Below are 17,399 nucleotides of genomic sequence, written 5' to 3'. Positions count from 1 at the left end.
CAGTTTACCATGGGGGTGTTCCTTTTGCATAGCCCTAAGATTCCCCCCTTTACTGCGTGTCTTGTGAGAATTTTATGAGACGCGTTTGGTAGGATGAAAATGCCCATTGCAAGAAAGTTTTTCCACTCTTCCAATCACCCAGTGAATGTGCCTTCCCCAGCATTTTGTAACAGGTGCTGGCAAAAAAAGAGCCTGTCGACGAATCGACAGGCTCTTGCCGTATATCACGTATGAAATTACGCTTCTTCAGTCAAACGCAGGAACTCCTCGATATCCGCTACAGCCAGATCAACAGCAGCTTGCCAGAAATCGACTGTGGTCATGTCTTCGCCCAGATGCTTTTTCGCCAGGTCCTCGACCATCAAGCGACCGGTGTCCTGCAGGAGCGCATCGTACTTGTCTGCGAAACTTTCTCCTTCGGCCAGTGCACGCGCATAGACGCTCATGCTGAACAGGTAGCCGAATGTATATGGGAAGTTGTAGAACGGATAGGACGTAATGTAAAAGTGAAGCTTGGAAGCCCAGAAGTGCGGCTCGTATTCCGTAAGCGCTCCTTTGAAAGCAGTCTCCTGTGCTTCAAGCATGAGTCGATCCAACTCTGCTGCACTGACCAGACCATTTTTACGCTGCTCGTAAAAGTTTTTCTCAAATAGGAAGCGTGCGTGAATGTTCATGAAGAAGGCAACGACGGATTGTAGCTTGTCTTCGAGCAAGACGAGGCGCTCATCGTCATTGGCAGCATTTTTCACAGCCGCGTCAGCCAGGATCATCTCGGCAAAAGTAGACGCGGTTTCAGCTACGTTCATCGCATAGTTTTGTGCGAGCGGCGGCAGATCCCACATCACTTGCTGATGGTAAGCATGCCCCAGCTCATGAGCCAATGTCGATACATTGCTCGCACTGCCTGCGTAGGTCATGAACACGCGAGACTGCTTGCTCACCGGAAAGCTCGTGCAGAAGCCACCTGGACGTTTGCCAGGGCGATCCTCTGCCTCGATCCATGCTTCGTCAAAAGCTTGCTGGGCAAAGGATGCCATATTTGGATTGAAGCGGTTAAAGTGATGCACAATCATTTCTGCCGCTTCATCATAAGACACTTTTTTGTGTGTATTTCCGACTGGAGCCGAAACATCGTACCAGCTCAGCTTTTCAATACCGAGCAGCTTTGCCTTGCGCTCCAGATAAGCAACCAGACGATCCTTGCGATTGTCGATAGCCTGCCACATCGCATCGAGCGTTTTTTCTTGCATCCGTCCGATATCGAGCGGCTCACGAAGTACAGAATCCCAGCCACGATGGCGATACAAAGCGAGACGGAAACCGCCCAGATGATTCAGCGCCTGTGCACATAGCTCTGTTTCTTTGCCCCACGCTTCCTGCCATTTGGCGAAAGCCTGCGCGCGAACGCTGCGATCAGGGTGGCTCATCAGATTAGAAGCTTGCCCCACGGACAGCTGCTTCACTTCTCCATCCAGCTCGATCTCGATCGACATGCGACCTACAACAGCATTGTACAAGTCCTGCCATGCGTGATAGCCGTCTACTGCCAGGTCATTTGCCAATACTTCCTGCTCAGGCGGCAATTTTTCCTGGGCACGGCGACGTCTCTCCTCCAGCACAAAAGCGATCGGCTGCAAATCTTCGTCGGCAAGCAGCGCTTTCCACGCAGACTCCTCGATATTTACCAGCTTCTCTTCCCAGCCAGTCAATGCAGCACCAAAAGTAGCAGAAATGGTTTTTACACGTCCGCCCAGCAGCTTCGCTTGCTCGTCCTTCACATTTTGTGCGGACAGGCAAGAAATGTAGGCACCCGCTTGTCGCACGCGCACTCCAATGCTTTGGACTTTTTCTACGACTCCCAGAAATGTATTCTTTTCGTTCAACGCGAGGTCTGTTTGCTCTATCCGTGCCTGTAAGCTAGCAATATCCCCTTCAAGCTCCCCGAGAAACGTACGAAATTCTGCTGACTCGCTCCCGCCTGGAAAAAGAACATCCAGATCCCAGCGTTGCGGCAATGCTTTTGCCATATGTATCCCTCCAATGGATCGTCTCAAAACAAAAAACCTCTAACGATAAATTCATTTCTATAATAATTCGTTGATTCCTTCCACCTATCTGTTCTTAGCTAATCTGAGCATCGCCCGCTTGTTTGCTTGCGTAGAAAAAAAAGACTGCAAACTACACAGTCATTTTTCACTGCTTTACAGGCAATGAGTAGGTTTCCCCTTGGCGCTCCACTACAATCCGGTCTCTTTCTTCGCCCGCCGCAGCAAGCAGACGCTCGATCGGCTCGTCGACTGGCTCGCGGGAGAGGACAAATGTATTCCAGTGGATCGGCACCAGCCATTGCCCACCGCTTTGCTTGAACATTTGCCACGCTTGCTCCGGCGTGCAGTGTGCTTGCTGATAGGAATCCGGCTTATACGCACCGATAGGCATAAAGACGAGATCAAGCTTGCCATATTGCTGAGGATAATGCTCCATGGAAATGTACGCTGTATCGCCGGGATACAAAATACGCACGCCGTTTTTCTCGATGATGTATCCTTGGTAGCCATAATCCCCATTCCATGGAAAACGATTGCCCCAATGCCGTACAGGTATCGCCGTAATGGTTACACCCGCCTCCGTGGTTACCATTTCCCCTGGCTGCATTTCTTCATACGAACCAAAAGGCATCCGCTGAATCAATCTGCTCGTATTTTGCGCTGTAATCACATGGATAGAACGCTTTGCCAGCTTGCGCAGACTCGGCAAGTCAACATGATCCATATGCGCATGAGACAAGAGAACCACATTAACTTCACCTATTTCGTCAAAGGTGAGAGCGGGTGGTGTGAAGCGTTTAGGACCTACGTGAAAGACCCCGGCAACACGCAATCCCAGTTTTTCTCCAATGACAGGATCAGTCAAAATCTTTGTGCCAAATAGATTTAGCAGAATGGTCGAGTGTCCCACCCATGTAAAGGTTACCTCATCATCCCGCCATTTCGCCGGTGTCGGCTTGGCATCCAAATGCCGAAACGGTGGTTTGGGAAGCTGGCCCATGTGGTACCAATAGCGATACCCCACATATCCAATCAACGCCAAAATCAGCACTGCGAGGAGGGAACCAGCCCAGAGAAAAAAGGTGCCAAGCATGGAAGACCTCCTTTATCTAAAAACTGACTCCCTCATTATAAAAACAGCATTGTTGACCTAGCAAGGGCAAAAGCGGAGCAAACTGCTGATTTTGTAAAAGATTTCACTGGAATTACGCCACAAAAAAAGCACCTGGGTTTCCGCAGGTATGTACGGAAATCAGGTGCTTCGCCTTGTTTTTATGCTATACTGCTAACTGCGATCATCATAACGGCGAGCGGCTTAATATGACACAACCAAGGAGGCTTTCATGATTCTTCACAAGGGAGAGGTACTGTTTCGCCAAGGGGAAGCAGGCCCGCTTTTTCATCTCAAAAGTGGTCTATTGAAAATCAATCGGGTACACGCTGACGGCACCCTGACCTTGGTGAATGTCATCGTCCCTGACGAGATTATCCCCCATCATTCCCTGCTGAGCCCGAATCCCTATTACGGGACAGCCGTAGCACTGGTCACCTGTGAGGTAGAGGTTTTGTCCGCTCAGGATTGGTACCGGGAGCTGGAGCATAATCACGTCAAATGCAGAGAGATCGCTCTCCAGCTGCAAGGCAAGCTGCGCATGATGCAGCAGCGGATTGATCAGCTATCAGAGGTATCTCCCGCTGAAAAGCTGATCAAGCTGCAACGCTGGTTCCAATCTTTTGTTCCTGTCGCCTCCCTATCAGAGGTCCTCACCCAGGATGAGATCGGTCAGTTCATTGGTTTGCGCCGTGAAACGGTCAACCGCCTTTTGCGCGCTCAGGCACAGGCAGAGAAAAAATAGATGAGCATTTTCCCAAGTGTTCCGTGGCTTATTCCAAGCTTCCGGCAGGACCGAAGAACTCATAGTGAATATCTGCTGCCGGAACCTCCCATTCCTTCAAAGCCCGATTCATCGCTTTCATGAACGGGACGGGACCGCAGAAATAGTAGCTCGATTCTTTTTGTGTAATCACGCTCTGCAGCCAAGGCAGTTCCACGTACCCCTCTTTGTGGAAAGCCTTATTCTCGCGATCCTGGTCGGTCGGTTTCTCATAGCACCAGTAATACGTGAGCTGCGGATGTCTCATGGCAAGCCCCTCCACAGCGTCCTTCATGGCATGCAGATTGCCATTTTGCGCAGCGTGGATGAAGGTTACTGAACGCTCTGGGTTCTTTTTCAGCGATTCTGTAAGCATACTGATCATGGGTGTCAAACCGACGCCACCGCTGATCAGAACGAGAGGGCGCTTATCCTCCTGATCGAGTGTGAAATCCCCTGCCGGAGCGGACAAGAGCAAGACATCCCCTTTGCCTATTTTCTCCGCCAAATAGACGGATACTTTTCCCGCCGGTTTATCACCCAGTGCGTCTTCCCGCTTAACCGAGATACGATAATACGAGTTTCCCGGAGCATCCGACAGAGAGTACTGACGGATATGCGTATTTTTCTCTCCTGGGATATCTACCTTGACGCTTACATATTGCCCAGGCTCATAAGCAGCGATTTGCCTGCCATCCTTTGGCACCAGATAAAACGAGTGAATGACATCACTTTCTGCTACCTTGCGCTGTACGACAAACTCCCGGAAATCCGCCCATCCACCTGGCTGTTCACAAGCCTGTTCATACATCTGTGCCTCTACACTGATAAACGCATCAGCAATGACTCCATACGCATCAGCCCACGCTTGAATGATTTCATCCGTTGCCGCATCTCCCAGCACATCCTTGATGGCAGCAAGCAAGTTCTCTCCCACGATCGGATAATGCTCTGGCAAAATGCCAAGACTGCGGTGCTTATGACCAATTTGCTTCACTACAGGCAAGATCGCTTCCAGATTATCTATGTGCAAAGCTGCTGCATAGACCGCATTTGCCAGCGCGGTTTGCTGTCTGCCCTGTTTTTGGTTCACGTGGTTAAAAATGTCCAACAGCTCTGGATGCTTCGCGAACATCATTTCATAAAATCGCTTTGTTATCGCTGTCCCGTGCACTTCCAAAACGGGTACAGTAGATTTTATCACGTCAATGGTTTGTTGGCTTAGCATGGGGACCCTCCTCGATTTCATCGTGTCATCTTTATGACTCAAGTCTATCGAATGGCTCCCCTTGCCCATGTGATTCAAATCACAGAAAAACGAAACGATTTGTGACAGCAGACGTTACTGCCCTGCCCCATGGATCTTGTAAAGCTTGCGAATATACACCATTTGTCCGATATGAAAAGCGTTATGTGTCGTTACATTGCCAAGAACCGCCCACCACTGCACAGCTTCCACAAAACCGTGTACTTCACTTGCCAGCTTTTCCTCTGATAACAGCGGCTGCCACTTTAGCAGCACCTCTAGCAGCCCTTCCTTTAACATCGCAAAGGTATGCTTGTCAGAAATGACAAAGCTCTTGTTATTATCGCCGATGGAAGGCACTGCCTGAACGTTGTTTTCTATGTATCTGGTTTGCCACGTTTCATTCCAATAGATGAGATGCTGTGTAAGCTCAGCAATACTGTTGCTGTCCTCGCTTGGCTTCCAAAATGCAGCTTCCTCAGTTACATCTTTTACGGCATCAGAAAAAGGAAGATACCAGCTTGGATCGTTCGCATTGGCTAACAATTGATCCGCTACTACATCTTTTGCATGAGCCATGTCAATCGTCACACTCCTTGCGCATCTGCGCTGTTTTATAGATGGAATCTTCCCATAATAATGGCGCTGTAGTAGTTGCCATCAGCAAGGATTCGGTCGTTTTTCAACATACCTTCGATTTCAAAGCCGAGTCTTTTATACAACTCGATTGCTTTCTCATTGGTCTCGACCACACTCAGCGTCATTTTTTTGATCCCGTTTGCGTCTGCCCATTCTATCGATTGCTTTAATAGATTTTTGCCGATCCCGTATCCCCAGAATTCCTTGCAAACACATACTCCGAACTCTACCTTGTGCGCGAACCTTTTTAAATGGACGCCCTCACATCTGGAAAAGCCGACGATTCGATTATGAACGACAGCAACGAGAAACAGGTTTCTTGGACTTTCTGCATCCGTCTGGATGATCCGTTCGAATCCAGGCACATCGATGAACGCCTCACCTGGTTCCCTATCCATATTCTCCGTTTCACCATCGATTTGGACGCGCAATGCAGACAATTCCTCGGCATCTGCTAGGTTCGCAGAACGAATCGTATAGCTCATCCCGTTCACTTCAAATTCTTGCTTGTCTACAATCATGACGTCTCCCTTCCTACTCATCGCTTCGTTCCTCAAGCAGATTTCGCCTGACTGGTAAAATGATCCTATCACAGCTTACGGCAGTTGTGAATATGGCAGTTCTTCAAAACATCGAGACGTTTTTCAAAGAAAAATCCTTTTCTATCAAGAAGCAAGAGAACCGGCTCTTTCGTGCTTCGGAAGAAAAGGATGGGATGAATTTATTTACTTATGCTTGCTCGAATAAACGAGACAATCGCGTCGATATCGTTGACGTCAAATTGAGGCAAGTCTTTCTCGACCACTTCCCCCCAGCTTACGATTCCACGCACATGGGTAACGAAGTCCAGCAGCTCCTGATCCTCGGGCTTGCGCAGCAGGACCAGCTTTGGGTAGCTTTCTCGTTTGAAGCCCTCCACGAGAATGAGATCGGCTCCTGCCTGTGCCAACCGCTCGACAAGGACAGATAGCGATGTGGGTCGTTGCTCGATGATCGCCGTTTTTGTTTGCGAGGTAATCGCCACGAGTGAAGCTCCTGCTTCCCGATACCGCCACGTATCTTTTCCAGGCTGGTCCCACTCAAAATCATGCCCGCCATCATGCTTGATGACGCCCACTCGTACGCCTGCCTGCTCCAACAGCGGAATCAGCTTGGTCAAAAGCGTCGTTTTCCCACTGTTTGAGTAACCTACGAGCTGCACGACGCATGGTTTTGCTGCCATTGCCTACCCCTCATTTCTCCAGCTCGGCATGGCGTGGGTCAGCACATGGACCAGCTCGCCTGCCTGTTTCCCGCTACCGCCAGCAGGGATGATCATGAAGCACTCACTGTCTTTTAACGTTCCCAGATTGCCCGCTTTTTCGTTGAAGTCAGGACGGGCAAAAAGCTCGCCCTCTCTATCCAAAAGCCTTCCCCGCAAATACCGCGGATACGGACATGGCTTTGTATAGGCAACATCCAGCTTCGCCTTGATCAGACGAAGGCCTACCTGTCTCATGCCGGACATTTTCTGGATAGCCAAATGGACAAAAAGCTCGTAACCGAGAAAGCACGCTCCCGGATTTCCGGAAAGCGCGATGTATGGCTTACCATGCAGAATCAATCCGGTAGTCGGCTTGCCTGGCCGCATCGCAACCTTGTTAAACAACAGATCGACCTCTGGTTCATCCACGAGCGAAGCAATCACATCGAAGTCACCTACAGATACACCTCCACTGGAAACGAGCAGATCGACCTCCTGCAAGTGCTCACCAATGATTGTTTTGGCCTTGACGAGATCATCCGGCAAATCCGGCAGCCATACAGGAATCCCGCCTGCCTCCTGAATCAGAGCAGAAAGCATCCATGAATTGCTGTTACGAATTTTCCCCGCAACAAGCGGCTGATCAATCCTGAGCAGCTCGCTTCCTGTGGAAAAAAGACCAACACGCGGCTTGCGAATCACAGAGAGTTGCTTATATCCAAACGTAGCGAGAATGGCAAGCGTCCCCGCGTTGATCCTCTCCCCTGCCTCCGCTATCACCGTGCCACTCGCGATCTCTTCGCCGCGCCTGGAAACATTTTCTCCAGGCTTTAGCACTCGTTTGACGCCTACGGTCGCGGCGTGCTCTGCCGGATTTTCCGTTTGCTCAAACATAATCACAGCATCGGCACCAGCTGGCATCATCGCACCAGTCATGATCCTCGTCGCGCAGCCTGCTGTCACCTCATGCTGCGGAACCTGTCCTGCCGCAACCGTCTCCAGTACACGTAAATAAACAGGCTGGTCTACGGAGGCACTGATCGTATCGGCAGCCCTCACGGCAAATCCATCAAGCGGTGAGCGGTCGAAATGCGGCAGCTCGTATGTGGCATAAACATCTGAAGCCAATATCCGTCCATATGCCTCCTCGATCTGTACCGTCTCTTCCCCCAGGTGCGTCAGACGTTTCAAGAGTCTGTCCACCGCTTCCTCTACCGTAACCATTTGCCGTGAAAAACGCATCTTCAGTACCTCCCCGGATTTGAACATCCGCTCCTGGTGTCTCTTGATTAGCTGATGTTTACTTCCAAATCTTCTATTGGTTTCTCTTTGTATTGCAAATCTTTATTGGCATAAAACGTATCTGCTCGCTCTATTTTGACCGCTGTATTGTACTCCGGAATACCCGCATACGTTTCATAAACACCCTTGGGAATCAACGCGTTGCCTTCTGGCCAGTACACCTGTACATTGCCTCTGGTCGTCTGCTCAAACTTGGCGCGACCTTGGAAGGTTCCATAGCTATTATACACAACAATGTTGTCCCCTTCTTTTATTCGCAAATCACGGGCATCATCGGCATTCATTAAAACATCATAGCGGTCTGCGTTGTTAAACGGATCGATCTTGCTGTAAATCATCGAGTTGAATTGCTTGCCACGCCGAGTCGTCACATAGAAATGTCCTTCGGGCTTATTCAAGTCAGGGACCTCAATCGGGAGCAGGTTGGCACGGCCATCTGCTGTCGGACATACACCGTCTTCGCACAGCCACGCACCTCCCCATTGAAATACATCGCCCCGCTTGTTCAAATGCTGAATGCCGTCATAGTTAGGATTCGCCAAAGCGATCTCTGCCCGAATCTCTTCTGCGCTTGAGAAATGCATGAGATGCTTCTTCTCCGGATGCACACGTGCAGCCAAATCAACGTAGATTTCCCACTCCGCACGCGCCTCCTCTATGCGTGGTCCCTCGATTTCCGCACTGAAATAAACCATGCGCTCGGTACTCGTAGACGTGCCACCGCCCGGCTGCTCATAGCGCGTCATTGCTGGCAGGACGATGACTTCTTCCTTTGCATCAACAAGTGTCGACGTATTAAAAATAATATCCTGATGTACACGCAGCTCTACGCTTTCCAGACATTTTTGCATAAAATCAGGGTCCGGCATCGTCTCCAGGAAATTGCCTCCACTCGTATAGAACAGCCGCGTTTTCCGCTCATGACCGTCTGGCAGAATGGCATTCTCCAGCGATATGCCGACTATATCTCCTTGCCACTTCGGAACGGTGAAGTTCCACAGCTTTTCGATACGCGTCCATGCTTTTTCATCAAAGTCTCCACCTGGCAGACTGAACGGATCAGCGCCCATTTCCCCCGAGCCCTGCACGCCTGAGTGACCACGAATTGGCATCACCCCGCAGTTTTTCCTTCCCAGGAACCCACGCAGTACAGCCAGATTGGCAACCTGCGAGATATTATCCGTACCGAAGCGGTGCTGCGTCAAGCCCATGCTCCAAATAAACACGCCAGATTTGGCATGAGCGAGCAGCAAGGCGAACTCCTTCATGCGCTCCCGCGAAAGTCCAGCCGATTTCTCCAGCTTTTCCCATGGCTCGCTCAGCACATGCTTGCGAAGCTGTTCGAGGCCGTTCACATGCTCTTTTACAAAAGCATGATTGATCGCAGAGCTCGGGGCTTCTTGTTCCATCTCGAACCAATGCTTCATCACACCGTTCATAAACGCGATATCTCCGCCAATATTGACCTGATAAAAATCGTCTGCGAGCTTGGTTCCGAACAAAGCGCTTTCTGCTACAGACGGAATCCAGTACTTTTCCATAGCTGGCTCTCTGTACGGATTGATCAGGATGATCTTGGTCCCTGCCTTTTTGGCTGCATACATGTACTTCGTGGAAACAGGCTGATTGTTCGCGGGCACGGACCCCCAAAATACGAGAACGTCTGTGCCAATCCAATCCTGGTAGTTGCAGCTCGACGCCCCGATGCCTACGGAGCGCTTCAAGGCTGTTTTACTCGGCGAGTGACAAATCCGTGAGGCATTATCGATATTGTTCGTTCCCAAAAAGCGCGCCATCTTCCCTGCGGTATAATAGACCTCGTTCGTAATCCCGCGGGCCGTCAGGAAAAAAGCGAGCTGCTTGGGACTGATATCCTTGATCTTATTAGCTACCCGATTCAAAGCCTCATCCCAGCTCATGCGAGTAAATTTATTGTCACCTGGCTTTCGTGACAGCGGATACGGAATCCTCCCTAATTTGCGCAGCTCAACACTTGATAGCCGCTTCAGGGCCTGGACGTCTTCGAGCCATTTTGACTCAATCGCGGGCATCGTATTCAAGCGGAGAACATTTAGGCGGGTCGTGCACAAATGCGGTCCTGTCAAGGTCTGATCATATAATCCGGACACGCCAAGCGCGCATCCATCACACACGCCCTGTGTCAATATTCTGTAAGCGTATCCAAGATTGTCCCTGTTTTCATACATGACCTTCATGGTATCGCGAATGTGATGGGGCTTGATTTTCCCTAAGCCCATCGGCATCATTGATGCCCACAAAGCGGGCTGCAGGGAGGTATCCAGTTTGATCGGACCGCTGTGCTTCGTCTTGCCCATATCTCGCATCCCCTCTCTTCGCTTGCCTTCACAAATCGTTAACCGGGACAAAAAAACCACCATAAACCGCCCTTATCCAAAAGAAAAGGAGCATGTTCACGGTGGTTGTCTACGGCAGGTTCGCTACCTAGTCCAAGCTTCGTGTTTGTCTCGCGAGGTCCGTATGGTCTAATCCGGTGAACAGGAACGCTGCTTCGCCCAGGACTTACGGTTCGACCTTCCATTTTTTCTCGATGTCCTGATCAAAAACAAATATGGACATACCAAAATCACGTTCGATGTCAATATCGACGAACAAATCGATGAGTTTTGCACCCAAAAACGTTTCCATGTCGACTGGTTGATATTTACGATACATGTCTTTGACCATTTCGGTTCGGGCAGCTCGTAGTGTCTGCTTTCCGTCTTCCGAAGTGGCAATAAACTTTTCCACCGGCGAAAGGTTCCCCTCCATCTCACAGATCGCCCAGTTCTTGCAGAACGTGGTATTGATCTTGCTGGGTCCTTTTCCCATATGCCGCTTACGGAAAGCTCTGACTAAATTACTGAATTCTGCTTCGAACTTATTCATCGAGAATACTCACCTTTACTTCAATCATTCATTACTTTAAACTTTACCATTAGTCAACCAGCCAATTCAACTGACTTTTCCTTTTGTTTGGCTTGTTCTTTCAGTTTTTTAATATCTACACGAATCAGAAGTGAAATGATAAAGGCAATGACGAACATACCTGAGAACACACTCATCGTTCCCGTATAGCTTTGCGTTGTATCGCGTACCCACGTCGCAAAAATCGGTCCTGCGAGCCCTGCTGCTGCCCAAGCTGTCAAAATATAACCATGAATGGCTCCTAGCTGCTTTGTTCCAAACAAATCGCCGATGTAGGCTGGGATTGAAGAAAATCCACCGCCATAGCAGGTCATGATGATGAACATCGCGATCATGAACAGCACAGGATTAGTCAAGTTTGGCAATAAGAAGAATAGCACCATTTGAATCGCAAAGAATGCTGTATACGTATTGGGGCGTCCGACATAGTCAGACAACGATGCCCAACCGATACGTCCTCCGCCATTAAATAGACCGTTTAGACCGACCATGAGAGCCGCCGTTGCAACAGACATTCCCACCATTTCCTGTGCCATTGGAGAAGCGACGGAGATTACTGCAATTCCACAGGTTACGTTGATAAAAAGCATGAGCCACAGCAAGTAAAAGCGGCGCGTCTTGATGGCTTCGTTAGCCGTTAATTGGGACAGATCCTGTTTCATTTTTTTGGTACCCGCCCCTTCAACTGAAAAGCCCTCTGGTAGCCATCCTTTTGGAGGAGGAGCAAGGTATTGTGCGGCTGAGATCATCACTACAAAATAAATAATGCCCATGATGTAAAACGTATTGGCAATTCCTACGCTTGTAATTAACGCGTTCATGATCGGACTAGCGATCATCGATGCAAAGCCAAAACCCATAATAGCAAGGCCTGTTGCGAGACCCCGGCGGTCCGGGAACCATTTTACCAAAGTAGACACCGGTGTAATGTAGCCTACTCCAAGACCAATTCCACCTAACACACCGTAGCACAGATACAATAGCGGCAGGCTGCTCATCTGAATGGCAAATCCAGAGCCAACGATTCCTAAGCCAAAGAAAATCGAAGCTAGAATACCTGCTTTACGCGGTCCATGTTTCTCCACATAGTGACCCAAAAAGGCAGCCGACAAACCCAGAAAAAGGATGGCAATACTAAAAGTAAATGTGACATCTTTCAATTCCCAGCCAAACTGTGTCGTAATCGGCTTCGTAAATACGCTCCATGCGTAAACCGAACCGATCGAGATGTGGATACCTACAGCCGCCAGCGCAATCAGCCAGCGGTTCTTCACCTTTTGCTCCATACATACATCTCCTTCAATTAAAATAAGAGTGCCTTCCGTTTGTTCTTTAATAAAGAAAAACTGCTGGGCCCATCCATTCCCTCTTTGCCGGTCATACGGAAAAAGGGAATGGATGAAGCACAGCAGTTAATCAGTCAGGCAGGTTCGCTACCTCAGCATCAACGAGCTTGTGATTCATTATCATGTACAGGCAGGGACGCAAATGAACCGGTGACAGGGTCGCTGTTCCGTGCAGATTTGATCCCACCATATTGATTTGGAGTTGATAAGGCTTGTTCTATAAAAGAGTGACCCTAAAGAAAAAATTTTCTGATTGATCTTACCTCGCATATTATACTATCATGTAAGCGCTCACTCGACAATCATTTCCTGTGAAACAAGGAGGTCCTCATGTCAGAACTGACAAAAACCGTCCGTCGCAGTGTACTAAAAATAAATGCGGATCAACATGACTGGGAAGACGATGAAATCGTAACGGAATACCCCCTCACCATTTTTTTAAATGATGAGGAATTTGCCACAATCGTCTGTACCCCCGCTGATCTGGAAGAAATGGTGATCGGTTTTCTTGCCGCAGAAGGGGCCATACAATCGTATACGGAGATCAAGCAGCTTACTATTGATGAGGCGCAGGGCTTTGCCTATGTTGATCTGCACAAGGAAACGATCCTGTCCCAAAGCTTTTATTCCAAGCGACGGATTACCTCGTGCTGTGGAAAGAGCAGGCAGTCCTTTTACTTTTTCAGCGATGCCCGAACGGCAAAGCCTGTAGAAGGAACGACTACTGCCACACCAGCCGAGTGCATGCAGCTCATGAGAGATTTGCAGGCTTCCTCTTCCATTCACAAACAGACTGGTGGCGTACATAATGCTGCCCTCTGCACATCTGATAGCGTGCTTTTGCAGTACTCGGATATCGGTCGCCACAATGCACTGGATAAAATTTACGGACACTGTCTGCGCGAAAACATTCCTACCTCTGACAAGATTCTCGTGTTTAGCGGACGCATATCTTCTGAGGTACTATTAAAAGCCGCAAAGATTGGGGCCGGCATCATCTTGTCCAAGTCTGCACCAACAGATTTGGCACTCCAGCTGGCAGATGAATTAGGCATCACAGCAGTCGGATTTGTCCGCAACGATAAGATGAATGTGTATACGCAAGCGCAACGAATCATCCTTACCTGACTACAGCAAAAACGGGACATGCCTAGCGCTCTCCCGTTTTTCTCTTCTTTTCCTCATTTTGCGCCAGCTCATACTCTTCGGGCGTATTTGCATTAAAAACGGCCCAGCTGTCCAAGAGACCATCAGGAGTTTTGCACAGTCTCAGCTTGTCCAGCGTAGCCATAAGCCGCAGCTCGTTATTTTGCAAGGCTTGCTCCCAGTACATTTGCGAGCTGCGATGATAGACAGCGCACAACGGATGCAGCCGGCCATCCACCTGAGCAGCTACGACGTCCCATTCTGTCTGTTCTAACGCATGCGCAATCAATTTTTCCATTTGCTTATGGTCCATAAACGGAAGATCACAGGATAGCACCAACAGCATTTCGTCCTGACAAACACGAAAGGCAGTGACGATACCACTCACTGGGCCTGCTGAAGGAACGAGATCTGTCGTGATTCTCACACCAGGCTGCTGTTTTACTTCTGCTGGCAAACGCTCAGGATAATTGGAAATAACGAGACAATCCATCCCTCCTCGCCTTACCTCCCGTACCAGCTCCGTGAGAAATGTCCCCTCTCTCCATGTGAGCAATTCCTTCGGGGTACCCATTCGACTGCTGTTACCACCAGCCAAGATGACTGCGCTCATTTTTTGCATACGCAATCCACCCTCCTTTGCGACCGAATTCATATAATACTCCTATTCCTTACTTTTCCCGTCTGGTTCGTTGTTGTCAAGCGAAAAGCCCGGACCAATGCCCGGGCTCTGTATTTACCATATTGCAATTGTTGTCCGATGAGTCTGCGCCGCCTCACAAAAGCCATCATCAGTTCTGAATTCAGCGCAGGCGCTAGCATCAGATTTTCCTTCAGACCCAACAGCAATTTCTCATCAGTCTTCGTCTTCTTCGTCTTCTTCGTCACCGTCTTCTTCATCTTCGTCGTCGCCGTCTTCTTCATCTTCGTCGTCGCCGTCTTCTTCGTCCTCGTCGTCGCCGTCTTCGTCGTCGCCGTCTTCTTCGTCGCCGTCTTCTTCGTCTTCGTCGTCGCCGTCTTCTTCGTCCTCGTCGTCGCCGTCTTCTTCGTCGCCGTCTTCTTCGTCCTCGTCGTCGCCGTCTTCTTCGTCGCCGTCTTCTTCGTCCTCGTCGTCGCCGTCTTCTTCGTCCTCGTCGTCGCCGTCTTCTTCGTCCTCGTCGTCGCCGTCTTCTTCTTCGTTGTCTTCTTCATCGTCAGCTTCGTATTCTTCTTCATCGTCCATTACTTCATCGTTTAATTCTTGAAATTCCATCAGTACACCCCCTCTGCTCAATCGTTAATACTATACATACGATGAAGCTCGATAAATGGTTTGGATGGCTGTCCTCTCTCGCTTGCCTGTTTCAAGAAAAATGGTAGCCCAATATAATGTTGAGCGAATAAATGAGGGTGAATTTCCATAGGGAATTCAGGTGCTTACAGGTTGACAAATCGCAGTATTAGTTTATAANTATAAATAAATAATAGTTATTAAAAAGGAGAGATTCTATTATGGCAACTGTAACTAACCTCTTAAATAAACAAGTAGCAAACTGGACTGTCCTTTATACAAAGCTGCACAATTTCCACTGGAATGTAAAAGGTCCTCACTTTTTCACCCTGCATCAAAAATTCGAGGAGCTGTACACAGAAGCAGCAGGTCATATCGACACACTGGCAGAACGAGTCCTCAGCATCGGTGGCAAGCCTGTCGCGACACTTGGCGCTTGTCTGCAAACCGCAAGTATTGCCGAGGCACAGGGAAATGAAAGTGCCGAACAGATGGTCGAAACAGTTGTCCGTGACTTTGCCATCCTTTTGGAGGAAACAAAGCTTGCCATGGAAGCTGCTGATCAAACTGGCGATGAAGCTACGGCGGACATGCTCCTTGCCATTCGCAGTGGTCTGGAAAAACACGTCTGGATGCTGCAAGCCTTTTTGCAATAACATCGTGGCAACGACTTTGACACAGAGATGCTTCTGATTCTGTAAAAAAGGCGACGTGCTTAAGCACGATCGCCTTTTTTTATTCCGCAGGCAGTGAGAAAATCAGCTTTCTTCCGTCCTTTTCCACTTTGACCTGCGGTAAGTATTTAAGTGATTTTTGTACACCGATATACGGGCTCGCAAACTCCACAGCATGCCTGCGTTTCAACTCATCACAGAGCTCCACAAGAGACATGGGGGACATCGTTTCCCGTAGTAAGCTATTAATCTGCTTGGCTACCTCCAAATAGTCATGACGAACATGTGCTTTTCTTACTTTCATTCGCTTCGTCAATTCATCAGGTGCTTCCTCAGTTGTAGTAGCTACCTCTTGCGTGTACTCGTCTTCCTCAATTCCTTCCTGGGCGTCCATCTCCCGAATTCGACTTAAAATCTGCTTGATGTCAGCGCCAAGCTGCTTGTCCTGGTCCACATATTGTCGGCGCAGCACCATTCGCTGCTCCAGTAAGGCCTGTAATGTCATTTGCAATGCTTTCCGCTCGTTAAACATCGCCTTATGTTTTCCCCTTTGCGATAAAAGTAGAATTCGTGGAATTATCACTAATGATAATATAATTCCATCAACTTGAAAATGAGGAAAATTAGGCGCACGAACAATGGGCAATCGCTTATCTTAACGTATAAGAATTTATAAGCGCGAACGCTTATGAATTCTGGAGCGCATAAAAACTTTCCGCTAAAACGCGGTCGCTCATCCTTGAGCAGGCCTCGGTTGAGGTTTTTTTATCAGTAGGCTTTTCATTCTTGAGTGACAGAGGATGTTGCTGGATGGACTTTCATTTAACGATTGTTGGTCTCTTGGTAGGCTTTCTCGTCGGCCTTACCGGAGTAGGCGGAGCGGCGCTTTTAACCCCTATTCTGATTTTCTTGGGCATTTCACCTACCGTAGCTGTAGGGACCGATCTCGTATATAATTCCATCACCAAAATATTTGGCACCTTGCAGCACTGGCGCCAAAAAACCGTTCATTTTCCCATCGTTATTTATCTGGCTCTTGGCAGTATTCCAAGCGCTATCGCCGCTGTCCATGTCATGAACTGGATTCATCTGCACGTAGCCGGCGCCGATCAGATTTTTAAACAGATTCTTGGCTTTGCCTTGATCTTGATTCCGATCGCCATGCTGGTCAAAAGCCTTTTAGACCGAAAGCATCCGCAGCTAAATCACTGGCAGCAAATGCCGATCATCCAAAAGCGTTCTGTGCTGATTATCATTGGAGCCATACTCGGGTTTCTCGTCGGATTAACTTCGATTGGCAGCGGCTCACTATTTGCCATTGCACTGATGCATTTTTTCACGCTTTCTGGAAAAGAAGTCGTCGGAACCGACATTGCCCACGCCTTCTTTCTCACCAGTGCAGCAGGACTTACCCATATGAGCTTTGGGAGTGTTGATTTTTTCACCGTCATCCAGCTCTTGCTCGGTTCAGTTCCTGGTGTACTGGCGGGTAGCATGCTCTCCTGCAAAGTACCGACAATCTGGCTCAAATGCGTCATTTCTGTTGTCATTATTATTAGCGGCATCAAGATTATTCAGATTTGAACAGGAAAAGAGTAGGATACCTCATCCGCTTCAGATTGAGTCGGGTGGGCTCCTGCTTTTTTGTTTATAATGATGGAAATT

General features: G+C 48.9%; 17 protein-coding genes. 4 read left to right on the top strand and 13 right to left on the bottom strand.

Translation table 11 applies throughout. The annotated features are described in order from the left end of the window. Window positions 1-236: 236 nt before the first annotated feature. Both ADS79_RS04200 and ADS79_RS04195 read right to left on the bottom strand, forming a co-directional pair. The gene (locus ADS79_RS04200; protein WP_049737176.1) at window positions 237-2,027 is read right to left on the bottom strand and encodes a M3 family oligoendopeptidase; all 1,791 of its coding nucleotides are present in this window, start codon (window positions 2,025-2,027) and stop codon (window positions 237-239) included. Between the two features lie 166 nt (window positions 2,028-2,193). Beyond that, on the bottom strand, window positions 2,194-3,141 hold the full coding sequence (locus ADS79_RS04195; RefSeq protein WP_049737175.1) for an MBL fold metallo-hydrolase: 948 nt from the start codon (window positions 3,139-3,141) through the stop codon (window positions 2,194-2,196). A 250-nt stretch (window positions 3,142-3,391) separates the two neighbouring features. Here ADS79_RS04195 and ADS79_RS04190 point away from each other — a divergent pair, with 250 nt between their 5' ends. Next, a complete protein-coding gene (locus ADS79_RS04190; protein WP_049737174.1) occupies window positions 3,392-3,904 on the top strand; it encodes a Crp/Fnr family transcriptional regulator in 513 nt (170 codons plus the stop codon). Window positions 3,905-3,932: 28 nt separating this feature from the next. Here the strand turns inward: ADS79_RS04190 and hmpA are convergent, their stop codons facing one another. From hmpA to ADS79_RS04150, 8 genes are all read right to left on the bottom strand, one after another. Next, window positions 3,933-5,150, bottom strand: coding sequence for an NO-inducible flavohemoprotein (gene hmpA / locus ADS79_RS04185; protein WP_049737173.1), 1,218 nt, complete (start codon window positions 5,148-5,150; stop codon window positions 3,933-3,935). A 114-nt stretch (window positions 5,151-5,264) separates the two neighbouring features. Then, window positions 5,265-5,747: a DinB family protein gene (locus ADS79_RS04180; protein ID WP_049737172.1), complete on the bottom strand. Its 483-nt coding sequence runs from the start codon at window positions 5,745-5,747 to the stop codon at window positions 5,265-5,267. A gap of 35 nt (window positions 5,748-5,782) precedes the next feature. Further along, complete coding sequence (locus ADS79_RS04175; protein ID WP_049737171.1) at window positions 5,783-6,328, bottom strand: GNAT family N-acetyltransferase; 546 nt, start codon at window positions 6,326-6,328, stop codon at window positions 5,783-5,785. Between the two features lie 200 nt (window positions 6,329-6,528). After that, window positions 6,529-7,029, bottom strand: a complete 501-nt coding sequence (gene mobB / locus ADS79_RS04170) for a molybdopterin-guanine dinucleotide biosynthesis protein B (RefSeq protein ID WP_049737170.1) — start codon at window positions 7,027-7,029, stop codon at window positions 6,529-6,531. Window positions 7,030-7,032: 3 nt separating this feature from the next. Next, the gene (locus tag ADS79_RS04165; protein WP_049737169.1) at window positions 7,033-8,292 is read right to left on the bottom strand and encodes a molybdopterin molybdotransferase MoeA; all 1,260 of its coding nucleotides are present in this window, start codon (window positions 8,290-8,292) and stop codon (window positions 7,033-7,035) included. 47 nt (window positions 8,293-8,339) lie between these two features. Then, the gene (locus tag ADS79_RS04160) at window positions 8,340-10,688 is read right to left on the bottom strand and encodes an FdhF/YdeP family oxidoreductase (protein WP_049737168.1); all 2,349 of its coding nucleotides are present in this window, start codon (window positions 10,686-10,688) and stop codon (window positions 8,340-8,342) included. A 205-nt stretch (window positions 10,689-10,893) separates the two neighbouring features. Further along, window positions 10,894-11,259: a Na-translocating system protein MpsC family protein gene (locus tag ADS79_RS04155; RefSeq protein WP_049737167.1), complete on the bottom strand. Its 366-nt coding sequence runs from the start codon at window positions 11,257-11,259 to the stop codon at window positions 10,894-10,896. Between the two features lie 53 nt (window positions 11,260-11,312). Beyond that, the gene (locus tag ADS79_RS04150; RefSeq protein ID WP_049737166.1) at window positions 11,313-12,584 is read right to left on the bottom strand and encodes an L-lactate MFS transporter; all 1,272 of its coding nucleotides are present in this window, start codon (window positions 12,582-12,584) and stop codon (window positions 11,313-11,315) included. A 390-nt stretch (window positions 12,585-12,974) separates the two neighbouring features. Here ADS79_RS04150 and fdhD point away from each other — a divergent pair, with 390 nt between their 5' ends. Then, window positions 12,975-13,772, top strand: a complete 798-nt coding sequence (gene fdhD / locus ADS79_RS04145) for a formate dehydrogenase accessory sulfurtransferase FdhD (RefSeq protein WP_049737165.1) — start codon at window positions 12,975-12,977, stop codon at window positions 13,770-13,772. 22 nt (window positions 13,773-13,794) lie between these two features. Here fdhD and mobA read toward each other — a convergent pair whose 3' ends face one another. Together mobA and ADS79_RS35830 are read right to left on the bottom strand one after the other, a co-directional pair. Further along, window positions 13,795-14,412, bottom strand: coding sequence for a molybdenum cofactor guanylyltransferase (gene mobA / locus ADS79_RS04140; protein ID WP_236699876.1), 618 nt, complete (start codon window positions 14,410-14,412; stop codon window positions 13,795-13,797). Between the two features lie 234 nt (window positions 14,413-14,646). Next, window positions 14,647-15,042 carry a hypothetical protein gene (locus ADS79_RS35830; RefSeq protein WP_049737163.1) on the bottom strand — a complete coding sequence of 132 codons (396 nt, stop codon included), beginning with the start codon at window positions 15,040-15,042 and terminating at the stop codon, window positions 14,647-14,649. Between the two features lie 239 nt (window positions 15,043-15,281). Between ADS79_RS35830 and ADS79_RS04125 the strand changes: the two genes are divergently transcribed. Further along, on the top strand, window positions 15,282-15,716 hold the full coding sequence (locus tag ADS79_RS04125; RefSeq protein WP_049737162.1) for a Dps family protein: 435 nt from the start codon (window positions 15,282-15,284) through the stop codon (window positions 15,714-15,716). Window positions 15,717-15,795: 79 nt separating this feature from the next. Here the strand turns inward: ADS79_RS04125 and ADS79_RS04120 are convergent, their stop codons facing one another. Further along, entirely contained in the window at window positions 15,796-16,266 is a 471-nt protein-coding gene (locus tag ADS79_RS04120) for a hypothetical protein (protein ID WP_049737161.1), read from the bottom strand. Window positions 16,267-16,544: 278 nt separating this feature from the next. Here ADS79_RS04120 and ADS79_RS04115 point away from each other — a divergent pair, with 278 nt between their 5' ends. Next, a complete protein-coding gene (locus ADS79_RS04115) occupies window positions 16,545-17,318 on the top strand; it encodes a sulfite exporter TauE/SafE family protein (RefSeq protein WP_049737160.1) in 774 nt (257 codons plus the stop codon). Window positions 17,319-17,399 lie beyond the last annotated feature (81 nt).

It is taken from the genome of Brevibacillus reuszeri, assembly GCF_001187725.1.
In the GTDB taxonomy this organism is placed as follows: Bacteria; Bacillota; Bacilli; order Brevibacillales; family Brevibacillaceae; genus Brevibacillus; species Brevibacillus reuszeri.
The sequence above is the reverse complement of the archived record's forward strand: the minus strand, read 5'-3'. Positions and strand labels throughout refer to the sequence as shown.

Bases quoted from the DNA above. Each gene is read 5' to 3' on its own strand.
- ADS79_RS04160 (WP_049737168.1), bottom strand. From the start codon at position 10,688: ATGGGCAAGACGAAGCACAGCGGTCCGATCAAACTGGATACCTCCCTG.
- ADS79_RS35830 (WP_049737163.1), bottom strand. From the start codon at position 15,042: ATGGAATTTCAAGAATTAAACGATGAAGTAATGGACGATGAAGAAGAA.
- fdhD (WP_049737165.1), top strand. From the start codon at position 12,975: ATGTCAGAACTGACAAAAACCGTCCGTCGCAGTGTACTAAAAATAAAT.
- ADS79_RS04180 (WP_049737172.1), bottom strand. From the start codon at position 5,747: ATGGCTCATGCAAAAGATGTAGTAGCGGATCAATTGTTAGCCAATGCG.
- ADS79_RS04190 (WP_049737174.1), top strand. From the start codon at position 3,392: ATGATTCTTCACAAGGGAGAGGTACTGTTTCGCCAAGGGGAAGCAGGC.
- ADS79_RS04195 (WP_049737175.1), bottom strand. From the start codon at position 3,141: ATGCTTGGCACCTTTTTTCTCTGGGCTGGTTCCCTCCTCGCAGTGCTG.
- ADS79_RS04175 (WP_049737171.1), bottom strand. From the start codon at position 6,328: ATGATTGTAGACAAGCAAGAATTTGAAGTGAACGGGATGAGCTATACG.
- ADS79_RS04155 (WP_049737167.1), bottom strand. From the start codon at position 11,259: ATGAATAAGTTCGAAGCAGAATTCAGTAATTTAGTCAGAGCTTTCCGT.
- mobB (WP_049737170.1), bottom strand. From the start codon at position 7,029: ATGGCAGCAAAACCATGCGTCGTGCAGCTCGTAGGTTACTCAAACAGT.
- hmpA (WP_049737173.1), bottom strand. From the start codon at position 5,150: ATGCTAAGCCAACAAACCATTGACGTGATAAAATCTACTGTACCCGTT.
- ADS79_RS04150 (WP_049737166.1), bottom strand. From the start codon at position 12,584: ATGGAGCAAAAGGTGAAGAACCGCTGGCTGATTGCGCTGGCGGCTGTA.
- ADS79_RS04115 (WP_049737160.1), top strand. From the start codon at position 16,545: ATGGACTTTCATTTAACGATTGTTGGTCTCTTGGTAGGCTTTCTCGTC.
- ADS79_RS04125 (WP_049737162.1), top strand. From the start codon at position 15,282: ATGGCAACTGTAACTAACCTCTTAAATAAACAAGTAGCAAACTGGACT.
- mobA (WP_236699876.1), bottom strand. From the start codon at position 14,412: ATGCAAAAAATGAGCGCAGTCATCTTGGCTGGTGGTAACAGCAGTCGA.
- ADS79_RS04165 (WP_049737169.1), bottom strand. From the start codon at position 8,292: ATGCGTTTTTCACGGCAAATGGTTACGGTAGAGGAAGCGGTGGACAGA.
- ADS79_RS04200 (WP_049737176.1), bottom strand. From the start codon at position 2,027: ATGGCAAAAGCATTGCCGCAACGCTGGGATCTGGATGTTCTTTTTCCA.
- ADS79_RS04120 (WP_049737161.1), bottom strand. From the start codon at position 16,266: ATGTTTAACGAGCGGAAAGCATTGCAAATGACATTACAGGCCTTACTG.